This is a genomic window from Acidovorax sp. DW039 (assembly GCF_037101375.1).
In the GTDB taxonomy this organism is placed as follows: domain Bacteria; phylum Pseudomonadota; class Gammaproteobacteria; order Burkholderiales; family Burkholderiaceae_C; genus Acidovorax.
Genome location: NZ_AP029019.1, coordinates 2,512,233 through 2,527,390, shown reverse-complemented (window position 1 = coordinate 2,527,390; position 15,158 = coordinate 2,512,233). Strand labels below are relative to the sequence as shown.

Sequence of the window (15,158 nt, the reverse complement as noted above, 5' to 3'; positions counted from 1 at the left end):
TCCATTCTGGGGCTGGTCAGTGTCGTGAGGCACTAGTCGCGATAACCGGTGACCGTTGGCTTGTTTGCTGATGAGCAACGAATTATTCAGCGTGGACTAGGTATGATTCGCATCCCCTCATGCTGCGCCGCACCATCCCCGCCCTGCACCTTCACATCCTGCTTCTGCTGGCCGCGTTGTTCAACGCCCTGGCAGGTGTGCCCCTGCACGAGGCGCGGCATATACGCGAGGCGGTGCGCAGCGTGCAAAAGGCCTCGGCCACTGTTATTGGCGTAGAGGCTGATGCCGCTAACGAAGCTCGCATCGATGCAGCCAGTGGCGAGCAAGACAAGGAAGACACACACGTCACCTGCGCCTGGTGCCTCACGCATGCGCTGGATGCGGGGCTAGCCCATGCAGCGGCCAGCCCGCAGCCACCGCCCACAGAACCCCGCATGGCCCTGCCGCAAGGCGTGGCCACCTTCACGGCCCAGCAGGTGCGCTGGCCGTTTGCCGCCAGAGACCCACCGCCAGCCCAGCGGGCCTGACACGGTTCAGGCCCCAGCCAGCTTGCGCCCTTTGAACACGATCTGGGGCGCATCCCCCTTTTTTGCAGCCATGCATTCACCCCGCCGGGGTGCGTGCGGGCGTGCGGCTGTTTGCGCACCCGATCCATTCGCGGATGGTGCCCTGCCCCACGGCCCTCTGGCTTTTGCATTCATTGCTTTTGGACTGGTTTGCCATGCGTTCTTCTTTGGTTTCTTTTTCTCGCCCTTCTACCCCTGCCTCGCTACCGCGCCCCACGTTGACTGCGTTGGCTGTGGCTGCCCTGGTGGCATCTGCCCCCGCCGCCTGGGCCGCAGAGGGCGATGTGATCACCCCACCCACCCTGTCGGCCGTGGATGTGGTGGGCCGCAGTGCCTCTGGCACCTATTACGCTGACGAGGCCGAGGGGGCCAAGACCAGCTTGCCGCTGCGCGAGCTGCCGCAGTCGGTGCGCGTGATGTCGCGCCAGACGCTGGACGACCTGGGCGCGACGCGGCTGGACGATGTGCTGGACTATGTGGGCGGGGTCTCGCGCCAAAACAACTTTGGCGGGCTGTGGGACAACGTGGCGATTCGGGGCCTGCCGGGCAACGAAAACACGGGCATGGCGACGCTGCTCAACGGGTTTTCGTCCAACCGGGGCTTTAACGCGCCGCGTGACCTGGCGGGCGTGGAGCGCATTGAGTTTTTGAAAGGCCCTGCCGCTGCGCTGTATGGCAGCAGCGAGCCTGGCGGCACGCTCAACATCGTGAGCAAAAAGCCGCTGTGGAAGGCGGCGCGTTCGGTGGAGGCCTACGCAGGCAGCCACGGCCTGGGCCGTGCGGCGCTGGACACGACAGGCCCCATCTCTGACAACCTGGCCTACCGCCTGAACGTGGCGGTGGAGGACAAGGGCAGCTTTCGCGACCAGGTGAGCGCGCAGCGCCAAGTGGTGGCCCCGGCTTTTACCTGGAAGCTCTCGCCCAACACAGTGCTGGAATACACATCGGAATACCTGCGTCACGCCACGCCGCTGGACCGGGGCGTGGTAGCCGTCAACAACCAACTGGGCGCAGTGCCTGTGAGCCGCTTTTTGGGCGAGCCCGCCGACGGCGATGTGACAGTGACCAACCAGACGCACCAACTGGTGTTGTCGCACGAATGGAATGCCGACTGGCGCAGCCGCACGGGCTTGTCGTACCGAGAGACGGGGTTGAAGGGCTATTCGACCGAGGCCAGCGCCTTGCAGGCCGATGGCCGCACCCTGCGACGCCAGCGCCGTTACCGCGACTTTCAGTCGGACGACGTAGCGCTGCAAGCCGAGCTGCAGGGCACCGTGCGCGCAAGCGGGCTGGAGCAAGAGGTGCTGGTGGGGCTGGAGAGCTACCGCTTTCACATGGATTCGCTGATGCTGCGGGCCAACCCCAGCGCCAGCGCGCCCTACGCCATCGACATCTTCAACCCCGTGTACGGCCAGGCGCAGCCCACGCCGGGCCGCAACACCGACACGTATGAAAAGCAGCGCAACACCGCGCTTTATGTGCAAGACACCGTGAAGCTGGGCGAGCAGTGGCGCGTGATGGCCGGGCTGCGGGCCGACAACTACGACCAGAGCCTGCAAAACCGCCTGAACGCGACCACCACCGTGCAAACCCCATCGGCCGTGTCGCCCCGCCTGGGCGTGAGCTGGCTGCCCAGCGCGGGGTGGACGGTGTATGCCAACGCAGGCAAGTCCTTCCGCCCCAACACGGGCAGCGATGTGGCGGGCAATGCTTTTGACCCTGAAAGAGCCCGCGCCTTTGAGCTGGGTGCCAAGTGGGAAAGCCCCGACCAGCGCCTGGGCGCGACGGCAGCGCTGTTTGACATCACCAAGCGCAACGTGCTGACCAGCGACCCGCAGAATTCCGGCTTCTCGGTGGCTGCGGGCGAAGTGCGCAGCCGGGGGCTGGAACTGGATGTGGCAGGCCGCCTGACGGCGAACTGGCGACTGAACGCTAGCCTGGTGTTCAACGATGTGGAAATCACCCGCGACAACACGCTGGAAGTGGGCGGCAGGCTGCTGAACGTGCCCAAGGTGAACGGCAGCGTGCTGGCCGTGTACGAAAACGCCTTGGCCAACGGCCAGCGCTATGGCGTGGGCGGCGGCGTGACCTACATGGGCAAGCGCCTGGGCCAGGCCCGCACGCAGGCCGAAGCCAATGCAGGCACCGCCGCGTTTGACCTGCCCAGCTACACCACGGCCAAGCTGCTGGCGTATTGGCGGCTGAGCCCTGCGGTGAACCTGACTGTGGACGTGGACAACCTGTTTGACAAGGTGCACTACACCAGCTCGTACAGCCGCGTGTGGGTGACGCCAGGGGCGTTGCGCACCGTGACGGTGGGGCTGCAGGCCAAGTTCTGATGCAGGCGCGGATTCTGAAACACGGCATTCCCACCATGCCTGTGCGTTCTCACCCACCCGTTCGGGCTGAGCCTGTTGAGGCAAGGGCATTGCCTTTGCAGGCCCTTCGACCAGCTCAGGGCGAACGGGTGGGGATGCATAGCGAGAGACAAGGACGCGCTGCCCAAGCGCTGCCCGCCTCCACCCCCATCCCTCCAACACCACATAGGAGATTGATTTGAAACACGGCTTCAAGCCTGCCGAAACTCCACCGGGCTGCACCCGCCGCGCCGCGCTGCACACAGCCAGCGCGTGCCTTGCGTCTGGCGCAGCCCCCTGGGCGCTGGCCCAGGATAGTGCGGCCACGGCCCCCGCCACATTGCAAATCGTAGGCCCGTGGGAATTCACCAGCCTGGCCCCGGCCAGCAGTGGCTACATGCTGCTGAACCTGCAGGTGTGCGAAACCCTGCTGGGTGCAGATGACCATGGCCGCCCCCAGCCCGCGCTGGCGCAGCGGTGGAAGGTGTCTGCCGATGGGCTGGCCTGGCACTTCACGCTGCGGCCCGGTGCGCGGTTTCATGATGGCAGCCGCGCAACGGCGGCCGTGGTGGTGCAAAGCCTGCAGCGCGCCCAAAAGGCCCCGGCCCTGCTCAGCAACGCGCCCATTGCGTCCATCACAGCAGAGGGCGACGGCGAGGTGCTGATCCGCCTGAGCCGCCCGCACAACGCGCTGGCGGCGCAACTGGCGCACTACAGCACGCTGGTGCTGGCCCCCGGCAGCTTTGGCGCAGACGGCAAGGTGCAGCGCATCATCGGCACCGGCCCCTACCGTATAGCCAAGCTGGTGCCGCCGCAGCAGGTGGAGACCGAGGCATTTGACGACTATGACCGCCCCACATCCACACCCGCCCCGGCGGTGCGCAGCGTGGCCTACATGGCCGTCACACGGGCCGAGACCCGGGCGCTGATGGTGGAAGGCAGCCAGGCCCATCTGGCCTATGGGCTGGACCCGGCCAGCCTGCGGCGGCTGCGCCGCCACGCCAAGGTGGGCATCACATCCGTCACGCTGCCGCGCACGGTGATCGTCAAGCTCAATGCCACGCTGCCCGGCCTGCAAGACGTGCGGGTGCGCCAGGCGCTGAGCCTGAGCATTGACCGCGCAGGCATTGCGCATGCGCTGATGGGCGATGAAGCCCTGGCCGCCACGCAGTTGCTTCCCCCCACCCTAGCCGACTGGCATAACCCCGCCCTGCCCCCGCTGCGCCACGACCCGGAAGCCGCTCAGCGCCTGTTGCGCGAAGCAGGCTGGCAGCGCCACAGCGACGGCCTGCGCGGGCCGGATGGGCAGCCGCTGGTGCTGAACATTCGCACCTTTTTAGACCGGCCCGAGCTACCACTGATTGCCACGGCGCTGCAAGAGCAATGGCGGCTGGCGGGCATTGCCGTCAAGGTGCTGATCGGCAACTCGGGCGACATCCCCCTGGGCCACCGCGACGGCACGCTGCAACTGGCCCTGGCCGCGCGCAACTACGCCAATGTGCCCGACCCTGCGGGCACGCTATCGGGCGACTTTTCTGCCAAGGGCGGCGACTGGGGCGCGATGGGCTGGCACAGCGATGCCGTGGTGCAGGCGCTGGCCCAGCTCATGCGCAGCACGCCCGATGCGCGCGGCGCCCAGGCGCTGCGCGCCACCGTCACGCAAACGCTGCAAGACGAGCTGCCCGTCATCCCCATCGCGTGGTACCGCCACCACGTGGCCGTGAACCGCCGCCTGCAAGGCGTATCGCTGGACCCGCTGGAGCGCAGCTACCGATTGACCGACATGCACTGGAGCAACGCATGAACCTTTCCCTTCGCAACCCCTGGCTGCACATGCTGGGGCGGCGCGGCCTGCAGGTGGTGGCGCTGGCGCTCATCATCGGCACGTTGTGCTTTTTCATGGTGCGCGCACTGCCGGGCGACCTGGCCATGCGCGTAGCCGCCAGCCGCTACGGGCTGGATTTGGTCAGCGGCGCGGCGGCCGACGCGGTGCGTGCCGAGCTGGGCTTGAACCAGAGCGCCCTGCAAGGCCTGCTGGGCTGGTGGCGCGACATGGCGACGCTGAACCTGGGCCAGTCGCTCGTCACCCAGCGCCCGGTGTGGGTGGAAGTGGCCCACCACCTGGGCGCCACGCTGCGCCTGTCTGCGGCCGCGCTGGCGGTGGCCCTGGCCGTGGGCCTGCCCCTGGGGCTGTGGGCCGGGCTGCGCCCCGGTAGCTGGGCCAACCGCGCCAGTTGGGCGCTGGCCGTGGTGCTGCGCGGCACGCCGCCGTTTTTGCTGTCGGTGCTGCTGATGCTGCTGGTGGCGGTGCAGTGGGGCTTTTTGCCCGTGGCGGGCGATGACGAAAGCGCCAGCCTGGTGCTGCCCGCCCTGGCGCTGGGCCTGGGCCTGGGGGCCGGGCTGGCCCGCGTGACGCGCAGTGCCATGCAAGAGGTGGCCCAGTCACCCGCGTTTGAATTTGCGCGCACCAAGGGGCTGACCGACATGCAAGCCATGCTGCGCCACGGCCTGCGCGCTGCGGCCGTGCCCGTAGTGGCCTACCTGGGCGTGCAAACGCTGTTTTTGGTGGAAGGCGCGCTGGTGGTAGAGACTCTGTTTGCCTGGCCCGGCATTGGCCATGCGCTGGTGCACGCCATCTTTGGACGGGACATTCCGGTGGTGCAAGGCACGGCGCTGGCCATGGCGCTGATGTTTGTGCTGTTCAACCTGCTGCTGGATGCAGCCTGCGTGGCGCTGGACCCACGCCAACAAAGAAAGGTGGCGGCATGAGCGCGCAAGAGATGGCTTTGACACCCACCACCCCGGCGACGAACCCCACCACAACCACAACGCCCGGCGCAGCACCGGCACCCGTGCCGTATCTGGCGCTGTCTGCCCCCCGCTGGTCGTGGCAGCAACGCACGGGGCTGGTGCTGATGGGCCTGCTGGCCCTGTGGGCGCTGCTGGGCCCCTGGCTGGTGGATGCCAGCCCGATTGAGCAGAACCTGCGCAACCAGCTGGCCCACCCTGGCACGGAGCACTGGCTGGGCACCGATGTGCTGGGCCGCTCGTGGCTGGCGCGGCTGGCGCATGCCACGCAGCTATCGCTGGGCATGGCGGTGCTGGCGGCGCTGAGTGCGGCGGTGCCCGGCACCCTGCTGGGCGTGCTGGCCGCGTGGCGCGGCGGGCGGGTGGAGCGCACGCTGGTCATGTTGGCCGATGCGGTGCTGGCCATCCCCGGCCTGCTGCTGGTGCTGCTGATTGCGGCGCTGGCCCCCGGCCAGTTGTGGGCGCTGTATGTGGGCATGGCCACTGCCATGTGGGTGGAATACTTTCGCGTGTGCCGGGCCATGGCGCGGCCCGTGCTGGTGGGTGATGCGGTGCAGGCATCGCGCCTGCTGGGCTTTGGCCGCGCCTATGTGCTGCGCCGCCACCTGCTGCCCGCGCTGGCCCCCACGCTGGGCACACTGCTGGCCTTTACCACCGCGCAGGCCGTGCTGGCGCTGGCGGCTCTGGGCTTTGTGGGCGTGGGCGCGCAGGCCCCCACCGCCGAGCTGGGCCTGATGATCACCGAGGCCATGCCTTATTACGAAGAAGCGCCGTGGCTGATTGCTGCCCCCACCGCCGTGCTGCTGTGGCTGGTGGCCGCCATGATGCTCATCCAACCTGAGCGGGAGGCCGCATGACCTATACGACTTCTCCAACTACCGCCTCCGCCACAGCCTTGCTGACGGTGGACGACCTGGCCATCCATGTGGGTGGCCGCGCGCTGCTGCAAGGCATTTCCTTCAAGCTGCATGCAGGCGAGGCGCTGAGCCTGGTGGGCGAAAGCGGCGCGGGCAAGTCGCTGCTGGCCCAGGCCATCATGGGCAACCTGCCGCCTGCGCTGCGGGCCAGTGGTGCCATCACCATCGACGGCATCACCACCCGCGCCGAAGACGCCGCCAGCCGCCGCGCCCTGTGGGGCCGCAAGCTGGCCCTGCTGCCGCAGGAGCCCACCGTGGCTCTGAACCCGCTGCAGCGCGTGGCCCCGCAACTGGCCGAGGTCTACACCCTGCTGCACAGCCAGCCCCAGGGCGAGGCCGCAGCCCGCGCACAGCAAGAGCTGGCCCGCGCCGGGCTGGACCAGGCCACGGCGCATTACCCCTGGCAGCTTTCAGGCGGCATGGCACAGCGGGCGGTGGCCGCCATCACCCTGGCAGGCGGCGCGCCGGTGCTGATGGTGGACGAACCCACCAAGGGCCTGGACAACCATTGGCGCGACCGCACGGTGGAGGTGTTCCGCAGCGTGCTGCAGGCGGGCGGTTGCCTGCTGGCCATCACGCACGACATGGCGGTGGCGCAGGCGCTGGGCGGCCAGGTCATCGTGCTGCGGCATGGGCAGGCGGTGGAGCAAGGGGCCATTGGCAAGGTGGCGGCGCAGCCCCAGCACCCCTTCACCCGCCAGCTCATGGATGCCGACCCGGCCCGCTGGCTGCCGTTTGCGGCACCGCAGGCGGGCGAGCCGGTGGTGGATGCACGGGGCATTTCCAAAACCTATGGCGCACAGCAGCTGTTTGCGCCCATGGACCTGCAAATCCGCAGCGGCGAGCGCGTGGCCGTGCAAGGCCCCAGCGGCACGGGCAAAAGCACGCTGGGCAATGTGCTGCTGGGCCTGCTGCCGCCCGACACGGGCAGCGTGGCACGCGGTGCAGGCCTGCGCCCGCATGCGTTCCAAAAGCTGTACCAAGACCCGGTGGGCTCGTTTGCGCCGCACATCAGCCTGGCCCAGTCGCTGCGCGATGCCGCCCGGCTGCACCGCTGCGACTGGAAGGCGGTGCAACGGCGGCTGGAGCAGTTGCGCGTGCCCGAGAGCCTGCTGGAGCGCAAGCCCGAACAAGTCTCCGGCGGCGAGCTGCAGCGCATTGCCCTGGCCCGCGTGCTGGTGGCACAACCCGCCCTGCTGTTTGCCGACGAGCCCACATCGCGCCTGGACCCGATCACGCAGCAAGAGGCCATCCAGATTTTGCTGAGCGCCACGCAGGAGACTGGGGCCGCGCTGATGCTGGTGACGCACGACGAGCACCTGGCGGCTGCAGTGGCTACGCGGCGGATTGGGCTGAAAGCGGGGGTAACGGCTGGCCGCTGATTGCTATCAATAAGATAGCTTCTTGCGCTTATCCATCAAGCGCTAGAGGGCAAAAAGACAAAAACCTCCTGCAATCTCAGATTGCAGGAGGTTTTTTGCTGGGGCACCTGCTGTGCGGCGGCAGACTCTGTTCAAGCCAGCTGCCCTGCACCTCACATCTGGTCGATCATCACCTGACCAAAGCCCGAGCAGCTCACCTGCGTGGCACCGTCCATCAGGCGGGCAAAGTCGTAGGTCACCTTCTTGCTGCCAATGGCTTTTTCCAGCGAGGTGAGGATCAGGTCGGCCGCTTCCTTCCAACCCATGTGGCGCAGCATCATCTCGGCCGAGAGGATCTCGGAGCCGGGGTTCACATAGTCCTTGCCCGCGTACTTGGGTGCGGTGCCGTGGGTGGCTTCAAAGCAGGCCACCGAGTCGGACATGTTGGCACCCGGCGCAATGCCGATGCCGCCCACCTGCGCAGCCAGCGCGTCAGAGATGTAGTCGCCGTTGAGGTTGAGTGTGGCCACCACCGAGTACTCGGCGGGGCGCAGCAAGATCTGCTGCAGGAAGGCGTCGGCAATGCTGTCCTTGATGGTGATTTCCTTGCCCGTCTTGGGGTTCGCAAACTTGCACCATGGGCCGCCGTCGATCAGCTCGGCACCAAATTCCTTCTGCGCCAGGGCGTAGGCCCAGTCGCGGAAGCTGCCTTCGGTGTACTTCATGATGTTGCCCTTGTGCACGATGGTCACGTTGGGCTTGTTGTTGTCAATGGCGTACTGGATCGCCTTGCGAATCAGACGCTCGGTGCCCTCGCGCGAGACGGGCTTGACGCCGATGCCCGAGGTGTTGGGGAAGCGGATCTTGGTGGAGCCCAGCTCGTTCTGCAAAAACGCGATGAGCTTTTTGGCCTTGTCAGATTCGGCGGGGAATTCAATGCCTGCGTAGATGTCTTCCGAGTTCTCGCGGAAGATGACCATGTTGGTCTTTTCAGGCTCTTTCAGCGGAGAAGGCACGCCCTTGAAGTACTGCACGGGGCGCAGGCACACGTACAGATCCAGCTCCTGGCGCAAGGCCACGTTCAGCGAGCGGATGCCGCCGCCCACGGGCGTGGTGAGGGGCCCCTTGATGGACACCACATAGTCGCGCACCGCCTTCAGAGTTTCGTCGGGCAGCCAGACATCAGGGCCGTAAATGCGGGTGGCCTTCTCGCCAGCAAACACTTCCATCCACTGGATCTTGCGCTGGCCGCCGTACGACTTGGCCACAGCCGCATCCACCACCTTGATCATCACGGGCGTGATGTCACGGCCCACGCCATCGCCTTCAATGAAAGGGATGATGGGCTGGTCGGGCACGTTCAGCGACATGTCGGCGTTGACGGTGATCTTCTGCCCCTCGGCAGGAACCTGGATGTGCTGGAAAGCGGTCATGTACGGAGGTCTCCGGTGAGGGCTGAGTCGGGCTCAGCCAAGAATTGAGAGGGTGCCACCTGCGCGGCCCATTTTTCATTTTAGGCCCGTTCTCAGGGCCCCTCGGCAGGCCACGGGCGCTATGTGCCGCCCTGTGTCGCCTTGCGGAACCTGTGGCGCCTGCACCGCTCCAAGCCCCGGCACGGTGTGTTGGTTTGCGGCTTCGTCCCAGTGACCTCAACTTGGATCAAAATGCCCTGCATGCTGCGCAACGAACCGTCGCTGCACCCTGTCCTCTACGCCAACTGCCCGAATCCAAAGACCCCATGCCAAGTCCTTCGCTCTCCCCCTCCCGGCTGCTGATCGCAGGCCTGATCACCCTGGCCGCAGCCCTGCCAGCCAGCGCCCAGAACCAGCCCCAGATGAATCTGCAGCGCGTGGAAATCACCGCGGGCATGCATCGCATTGACGCCCAGGTGGCCGTTGCCCCGCAAGAGCGGCAGACTGGCCTGATGCACCGCAAGGAAATGCCCGTGCATGAGGGCATGCTGTTTGTGTTTGAGCAGCCCGCCACGCAGTGCTTTTGGATGAAAAATACGCTGCTGCCCTTGACGGCGGCCTTTGTGGCCGATGACGGCACCATCGTGAACCTGGCCGACATGAAACCGCAGACCGAGGACTCGCACTGCTCGGCCAAACCAGTGCGTTATGTGCTGGAGATGAACCAGGGCTGGTTTGCCCAGAAGGGCATCAAGGCGGGCAGCAAGCTCACCAGTGCCGTACTCTTCAAGCCTTCGAAATAGGAGCCAGGCTGAGCTGAATCGGCTCTGACGCCGCCCCATAAAAAAACGGCCTTTCGGCCGTTTTTTCGTACCAGGGATGCGGCTGGTATCAGGCGAAGTTGGCTTCGGCAAACTTCCAGTTGACCAGCTTGTCCAGGAAGGTTTCCACGAACTTGGGACGCAGGTTGCGGTAGTCGATGTAGTAGGCGTGTTCCCACACGTCCACCGTCAGCAGGGCCTTGTCGGCAGTGGTCAGGGGCGTGCCAGCGGCGCCGGTGTTGACGATGTCGACGCTGCCGTCGGCCTTCTTCACCAGCCAGGTCCAGCCGGAGCCAAAGTTGCCCACGGCGCTCTTGACGAAGGCTTCCTTGAACGCGGCGTAGGAGCCGAACTTGGCGTTGATGGCGTCGGCCAGGGCGCCTGTGGGCTCGCCGCCGCCGTTGGGAGTCATGCAGTTCCAGAAGAAGGTGTGGTTCCAGATCTGGGCTGCGTTGTTGTAGATGCCGCCGGAAGACTTCTTCACGATGTCTTCGAGGGACATGGATTCGAACTCAGTGCCCTTTTGCAGATTGTTCAGGTTGACCACATAGGCGTTGTGGTGCTTGCCATGGTGAAACTCCAGGGTTTCCTTGCTGTAGTGAGGGGCCAGGGCGTCGATGGCGTAAGGCAGCTGGGGAAGTGTATGTTCCATGGTGTGGGTTCCTCGTGGTTTGCAATGCGTGAAAGCGGGCGCGGCATGGCTGGCAGGCCGCAACCGAGCGAGTGCGCAATTTGAAGCGACGTGGCATTGTAGGAAGATCAATAGCCTTGTGCAGAGAAGTGGCGAAATCGCAGGCGAGGATGTGCTGCATACCCTCGCCGCACCAACTCCACATTTACAGAAGGCGGGGTTGATCTACTGTCACATCCAGCACCCCGTCGGCCAGCGTGGCCCGCAGCGCATCGCCGGGGCGTGCCTGGCGCACGCCCGTCACGGCATGGCCCTGGGTATCGGTCAGCAGGGCATAGCCGCGCTGCAGCACAAGGTGGGGGTTGAGCAGCTCCAGCTGCATCCCCAAGCGCTCAAGCTGGTCGCGTTGCTGGCGTAGCTGCCGGGCCACGGCTTGAGGCAAATCGGCCTCCAGTGCTTGATTCTTGTGCGCAAGGCGCTGCAAATTCAATAGCATTCCGTGCCGCAGCCGCTGGCTGTATTGGGACAGCCTCAGTTGCTCGCGCGCCGCCAGACCGGAGGGGCGCCCCAGCCGCTGCGCTGCCTGGTCAAGCCGCTGGTGGCGCAGGTCGAGCTGGCGCTGCACGGCGGCTTCGAGCCGGTCCGCCAGCAGGTCGAGCGCACCCAGCCACACTTCGCGCGGCTGCGACACCAGCTCGGCTGCGGCGGTGGGTGTGGGGGCGCGCAGATCGGCGCAGAAGTCGGCAATGGTGAAGTCGGTTTCATGCCCCACCCCGCTGATGAGCGGCACCGGGCTTTGCACAATGGTGCGGGCCAGCTGCTCGTCATTGAATGCCCAGAGGTCTTCCATGGAGCCTCCGCCGCGCACCAGCAGGATCACGTCGACAGGGTGCTTAGTGCCTTGCGCGCCTTGTGACTCTGCCGGGGCTTGCTCCCCGCCCGCCTGCGCCAGGGCATACATCTGCCGCAGTGCAGCCACCATGGAGGCCGGGGCTGCAGCCCCTTGCACCAGCGCGGGGATCAGTACCACCGGAATATGCGGCACCCGGCGGCGCAGCGCGGTGACGACGTCGTGCAATGCAGCCGCTCCGGGTGAGGTGACCAGGCCAATACGGCGCGGCTGCAGCGGCAAGGGGCGCTTGCGGCGGGCATCAAACAGGCCCTCGGCCTCCAGTTGCGCCTTGAGGCGAAGGAACTGCTCAAACAGGGCTCCCTGTCCGGCCCGCTGCATGCTCTCCACGATGAACTGCAGGTCACCTCGCGCTTCGTACACCCCCAACTTGCCACGCACCTCGACCAGCTCGCCATCTCTGGGCGAAAAGTCAAGCAGCCCGGCAGCGCGGCGAAACATGGCGCAACGCAACTGGCCGTTGGGGTCCTTGATCGAGAAATAGCAATGCCCGCTGGATGCGCGAGAGAAGCCCGTAATCTCACCGCGCACCGCGACAGGATTGAACCGAGCTTCCAAGGTGTCAGCAATGGCGCGGCACAGCGCCCCGACTTCCCATACGCGCGGCGTGGCGACTGAGGACAGGAGATCAGACATCAGCAGCGGCGGGCTTTGCGCGCCCGCTGATCAGCGCACTATTCCACAGCAGACGGGACGCACCCGCGGGGCGGTAAATAGAGCCCGCAATGCGCCGGAGATGTTGGCAGTACGTATAAGTCATTGATTTTAAACAAAATTTTGCTGTGCAAATTTTCAGCATTCTGTTCCGGCCCGCGTCACAGGCTGGTTTGCGGCACCTGTACCAGGGCTTACCCACAAAGTTATCCACAGTTTCTGTGGGTGTGTGGAAGAGGTTTCCTGCAGGCTTTTTCGGTAACGGTTTGTGACTCAAAATGGTCAGCAGGCTGGGCCATAATTGCAGATTGCCTACATCTGAGCGGAGAGAGAATTGCTGTCCATCATACAAGCCGCAGGCTGGCCCATCTGGCCTCTCATCGCCTGTTCCATTCTGGCTCTGGCCCTCATTGGCGAGCGTTTTGTATCCCTCAAAACAGCCCGTATCGCCCCCCCAAAATTGCTGGATGAAGCCATTACGGTGTCGTCCCGCTCCCTCCCCACCCCCGATGTGGTGAACCAGCTGGCCCAAAGCTCTGCCCTGGGTGAGGTGCTGGCGTCGGGTCTACGCGCCCTGAACAACAACCCCCAGTGCAGCGAAGCAGACTTGCGCGCCACCATGGAGGGCACGGGTCGCGCAGTGGCCCATCGCCTCGAAAAGTACCTGAGCGCCCTGGGCACCATTGCTTCTGCAGCCCCTCTGTTGGGCCTGTTGGGCACCGTGATCGGCATGATCGAAATCTTTGGCTCACAAGGCGGAAGCAGCGGTGCCATAGGCGGCGGCAACCCTGCCCAGCTGGCACACGGCATTTCCATCGCGCTGTACAACACGGCCTTCGGTCTGATTGTGGCCATTCCGGCATTGATCTTCTGGCGCTATTTCCGTGGCCGTGTGGATGCTTATCTGCTCACGCTGGAACTGGCCTCTGAGCAGTTTGTGCGCCACATCCTGCGTCATCGCAAGTAAACCGCCGGGCCGACTATGCCTATGAACTTCCGCCCCTGCGCGAAGGATGAGCCCGAGATCAATCTGATCCCGTTCATTGATGTGTTGCTGGTCATTCTCATCTTTTTGATGTTGACCACCACCTACAGCAAGTTCACCGAACTGAAACTGACCCTGCCGGTGGCCGATGCGGAGCAACAACGCGACCGCCCCAAGGAAGTCATCGTGGCGGTGGCTTCTGACGGCCGCTACGCCATCAACAAGAACGGCGTCGAAGGCAAAAGCGTGGACGCAGTCGCGCAAGCCTTGCGCGGTGCTGCCACTGCAGGCAACGACAGCGTCGTCATCATCAGTGCCGATGCCATGGCACCTCATCAATCGGTGGTGACGGTGATGGAGGCGGCGCGCCGTGTGGGCCTTACCCAAATTACCTTCGCCACCCAATCCACGGCCGGAGCCCGGGGCAGCAACCGCTGAGCGGCATGCTTCGGACTGCAGTGCCCTCCCCGACCCCGGAGTCTGGACAAGGGGGTTCCAAGCCAGCGAACGCATCTGGCAAAGGCTGGCCCCGATTCTGGCTACGACGAGATCCTGCAAGCTGGGCGCTGTGGCCCTTATCGATGGTCTACGGCGGCCTCGTCAGGGTTCGCTCCATGCTCTACGACATCGGTCTGCTGCATTCAGGGCATCCGGGGCGTCCCGTTATCGTGATCGGGAATGTGGTGGCTGGAGGTTCGGGCAAAACCCCCATCGTGATGGCGCTGGTCAGGCACCTGCAAGCGCTGGGGTGGCACCCCGGAGTGATCTCCCGCGGTTACGGGCGCACCAGCCAAGGCTGTGTGCTGGTGGATGCGACCTCCCGCCCGGTCGACGTGGGCGATGAGCCTTTGCTGATTGCCCGCCAATGCGGCGTGCCGGTGTGTGTGTCCCGCAATCGGCTCGAGGCGGCGCAGCAACTCCTGAAGCATGACCCCGTCACAGATGTACTGATTGCCGACGATGGCCTGCAGCACCGGGCATTGCAACGTGACCTGGAGGTGTGCGTCTTCAATGCGCACGGGGCAGGAAACGGCTTCCTGCTACCTGCCGGGCCTCTGCGCGAACCGTGGCCGCGCTCCGTGGACTGGGTGCTGCACACCGGGACCCCTCCTGCTGTCGGCACATCCATGCCTTCGTATCCCGTACAGCGGCAGCTGGCATCCCACGCCCTTACTTCCACAGGAGAGAAGGTGGCATTGGATGCACTGCGCGGACACCCCCTGCATGCGGTGGCCGCGATTGGACAGCCCGGTGCATTTTTCAGCATGCTGGAGCAAGCTGGCCTGTCGTTAGGCCACAAGGAAGCGCTTCCGGATCACTATGATTTTGATAGCTGGTTGCGCTCAACTGATGAGCGCTTGCGCCTGATTTGCACAGAAAAAGACGCGGTCAAAATATGGAAGACGCATCCCGATGCATTGGCTGTACCGCTCGAAATCACCCTTGCCCCAGACTTTGTGGGGGATGTGGATGCTCGGCTGAGAGCCATTGCAGCGCCGCTATCATCCCCGGACCTACCGGGCTATGCCCCTTCCCGCACTGAATAAACCGCCATGGACCCCAAACTGCTTGAACTGCTGGTCTGCCCAGTCACCAAAGGCCCGCTGACATTTGACAGGGAACATCAGGAGCTTGTGTCGCGCAGCGCCCGGCTTGCCTACCCTGTGCGCGATGGCATCCCTATCCTGCTGGAGAACGAAGCCCGCACCCTGACGGATGAGGAGCTGGAGGCGTGA

14 protein-coding genes are annotated in these 15,158 nt (G+C 65.2%); 11 read left to right on the top strand and 3 right to left on the bottom strand.

The window, feature by feature from the left end:
- Positions 1 to 119: 119 nt before the first annotated feature.
- From AACH87_RS11215 to AACH87_RS11190, 6 genes are all read left to right on the top strand, one after another.
- Entirely contained in the window at positions 120 to 527 is a 408-nt protein-coding gene (locus AACH87_RS11215; RefSeq protein WP_338794507.1) for a DUF2946 family protein, read from the top strand.
- Between the two features lie 194 nt (positions 528 to 721).
- Positions 722 to 2,905: a TonB-dependent receptor gene (locus AACH87_RS11210; RefSeq protein WP_338794506.1), complete on the top strand. Its 2,184-nt coding sequence runs from the start codon at positions 722 to 724 to the stop codon at positions 2,903 to 2,905.
- Between the two features lie 217 nt (positions 2,906 to 3,122).
- Positions 3,123 to 4,727, top strand: a complete 1,605-nt coding sequence (locus AACH87_RS11205) for an ABC transporter substrate-binding protein (RefSeq protein ID WP_338794505.1) — start codon at positions 3,123 to 3,125, stop codon at positions 4,725 to 4,727.
- The gene (locus AACH87_RS11200; RefSeq protein WP_338794504.1) at positions 4,724 to 5,692 is read left to right on the top strand and encodes an ABC transporter permease; all 969 of its coding nucleotides are present in this window, start codon (positions 4,724 to 4,726) and stop codon (positions 5,690 to 5,692) included. The genes AACH87_RS11205 and AACH87_RS11200 overlap by 4 nt, the downstream gene beginning before the upstream one ends.
- Complete coding sequence (locus AACH87_RS11195; RefSeq protein WP_338794503.1) at positions 5,689 to 6,588, top strand: ABC transporter permease; 900 nt, start codon at positions 5,689 to 5,691, stop codon at positions 6,586 to 6,588. Before AACH87_RS11200 ends, AACH87_RS11195 begins: the two co-directional genes overlap by 4 nt.
- Complete coding sequence (locus tag AACH87_RS11190; protein ID WP_338794502.1) at positions 6,585 to 8,030, top strand: ATP-binding cassette domain-containing protein; 1,446 nt, start codon at positions 6,585 to 6,587, stop codon at positions 8,028 to 8,030. Before AACH87_RS11195 ends, AACH87_RS11190 begins: the two co-directional genes overlap by 4 nt.
- A 152-nt stretch (positions 8,031 to 8,182) precedes the next feature.
- Here AACH87_RS11190 and icd read toward each other — a convergent pair whose 3' ends face one another.
- Positions 8,183 to 9,442: an NADP-dependent isocitrate dehydrogenase gene (gene icd, locus AACH87_RS11185; protein WP_338794500.1), complete on the bottom strand. Its 1,260-nt coding sequence runs from the start codon at positions 9,440 to 9,442 to the stop codon at positions 8,183 to 8,185.
- A 305-nt stretch (positions 9,443 to 9,747) separates the two neighbouring features.
- On the opposite strand from icd, the gene AACH87_RS11180 reads away from it, so the two are divergent.
- Positions 9,748 to 10,224: a DUF192 domain-containing protein gene (locus AACH87_RS11180; protein WP_338794499.1), complete on the top strand. Its 477-nt coding sequence runs from the start codon at positions 9,748 to 9,750 to the stop codon at positions 10,222 to 10,224.
- Between the two features lie 88 nt (positions 10,225 to 10,312).
- Here AACH87_RS11180 and AACH87_RS11175 read toward each other — a convergent pair whose 3' ends face one another.
- Both AACH87_RS11175 and xseA read right to left on the bottom strand, forming a co-directional pair.
- Positions 10,313 to 10,894 (bottom strand): Fe-Mn family superoxide dismutase, encoded by a 582-nt coding sequence (locus AACH87_RS11175; RefSeq protein WP_338794498.1) that lies wholly within the window; start codon positions 10,892 to 10,894, stop codon positions 10,313 to 10,315.
- Between the two features lie 184 nt (positions 10,895 to 11,078).
- On the bottom strand, positions 11,079 to 12,419 hold the full coding sequence (gene xseA, locus AACH87_RS11170) for an exodeoxyribonuclease VII large subunit (RefSeq protein WP_338794497.1): 1,341 nt from the start codon (positions 12,417 to 12,419) through the stop codon (positions 11,079 to 11,081).
- A 352-nt stretch (positions 12,420 to 12,771) separates the two neighbouring features.
- Between xseA and AACH87_RS11165 the strand changes: the two genes are divergently transcribed.
- Genes AACH87_RS11165 through AACH87_RS11150 form a run of 4 tightly spaced genes read left to right on the top strand, consistent with a single transcriptional unit; the run spans position 12,772 to position 15,158 of the window.
- Positions 12,772 to 13,404, top strand: coding sequence for a MotA/TolQ/ExbB proton channel family protein (locus AACH87_RS11165; protein ID WP_338794496.1), 633 nt, complete (start codon positions 12,772 to 12,774; stop codon positions 13,402 to 13,404).
- Positions 13,405 to 13,425: 21 nt separating this feature from the next.
- Positions 13,426 to 13,860, top strand: a complete 435-nt coding sequence (locus tag AACH87_RS11160) for a biopolymer transporter ExbD (RefSeq protein ID WP_338794495.1) — start codon at positions 13,426 to 13,428, stop codon at positions 13,858 to 13,860.
- Positions 13,861 to 13,865: 5 nt separating this feature from the next.
- On the top strand, positions 13,866 to 14,969 hold the full coding sequence (gene lpxK, locus AACH87_RS11155) for a tetraacyldisaccharide 4'-kinase (RefSeq protein ID WP_338794493.1): 1,104 nt from the start codon (positions 13,866 to 13,868) through the stop codon (positions 14,967 to 14,969).
- Between the two features lie 6 nt (positions 14,970 to 14,975).
- A complete protein-coding gene (locus AACH87_RS11150; RefSeq protein ID WP_338794492.1) occupies positions 14,976 to 15,158 on the top strand; it encodes a Trm112 family protein in 183 nt (60 codons plus the stop codon).

Coding starts and splice junctions, on each gene's coding strand:
- icd (WP_338794500.1), bottom strand. CDS start 9,442: ATGACCGCTTTCCAGCACATCCAGGTTCCTGCCGAGGGGCAGAAGATC.
- AACH87_RS11160 (WP_338794495.1), top strand. CDS start 13,426: ATGAACTTCCGCCCCTGCGCGAAGGATGAGCCCGAGATCAATCTGATC.
- AACH87_RS11195 (WP_338794503.1), top strand. CDS start 5,689: ATGAGCGCGCAAGAGATGGCTTTGACACCCACCACCCCGGCGACGAAC.
- AACH87_RS11175 (WP_338794498.1), bottom strand. CDS start 10,894: ATGGAACATACACTTCCCCAGCTGCCTTACGCCATCGACGCCCTGGCC.
- AACH87_RS11200 (WP_338794504.1), top strand. CDS start 4,724: ATGAACCTTTCCCTTCGCAACCCCTGGCTGCACATGCTGGGGCGGCGC.
- AACH87_RS11215 (WP_338794507.1), top strand. CDS start 120: ATGCTGCGCCGCACCATCCCCGCCCTGCACCTTCACATCCTGCTTCTG.
- AACH87_RS11150 (WP_338794492.1), top strand. CDS start 14,976: ATGGACCCCAAACTGCTTGAACTGCTGGTCTGCCCAGTCACCAAAGGC.
- AACH87_RS11180 (WP_338794499.1), top strand. CDS start 9,748: ATGCCAAGTCCTTCGCTCTCCCCCTCCCGGCTGCTGATCGCAGGCCTG.
- lpxK (WP_338794493.1), top strand. CDS start 13,866: ATGCTTCGGACTGCAGTGCCCTCCCCGACCCCGGAGTCTGGACAAGGG.
- AACH87_RS11210 (WP_338794506.1), top strand. CDS start 722: ATGCGTTCTTCTTTGGTTTCTTTTTCTCGCCCTTCTACCCCTGCCTCG.
- xseA (WP_338794497.1), bottom strand. CDS start 12,419: ATGTCTGATCTCCTGTCCTCAGTCGCCACGCCGCGCGTATGGGAAGTC.
- AACH87_RS11190 (WP_338794502.1), top strand. CDS start 6,585: ATGACCTATACGACTTCTCCAACTACCGCCTCCGCCACAGCCTTGCTG.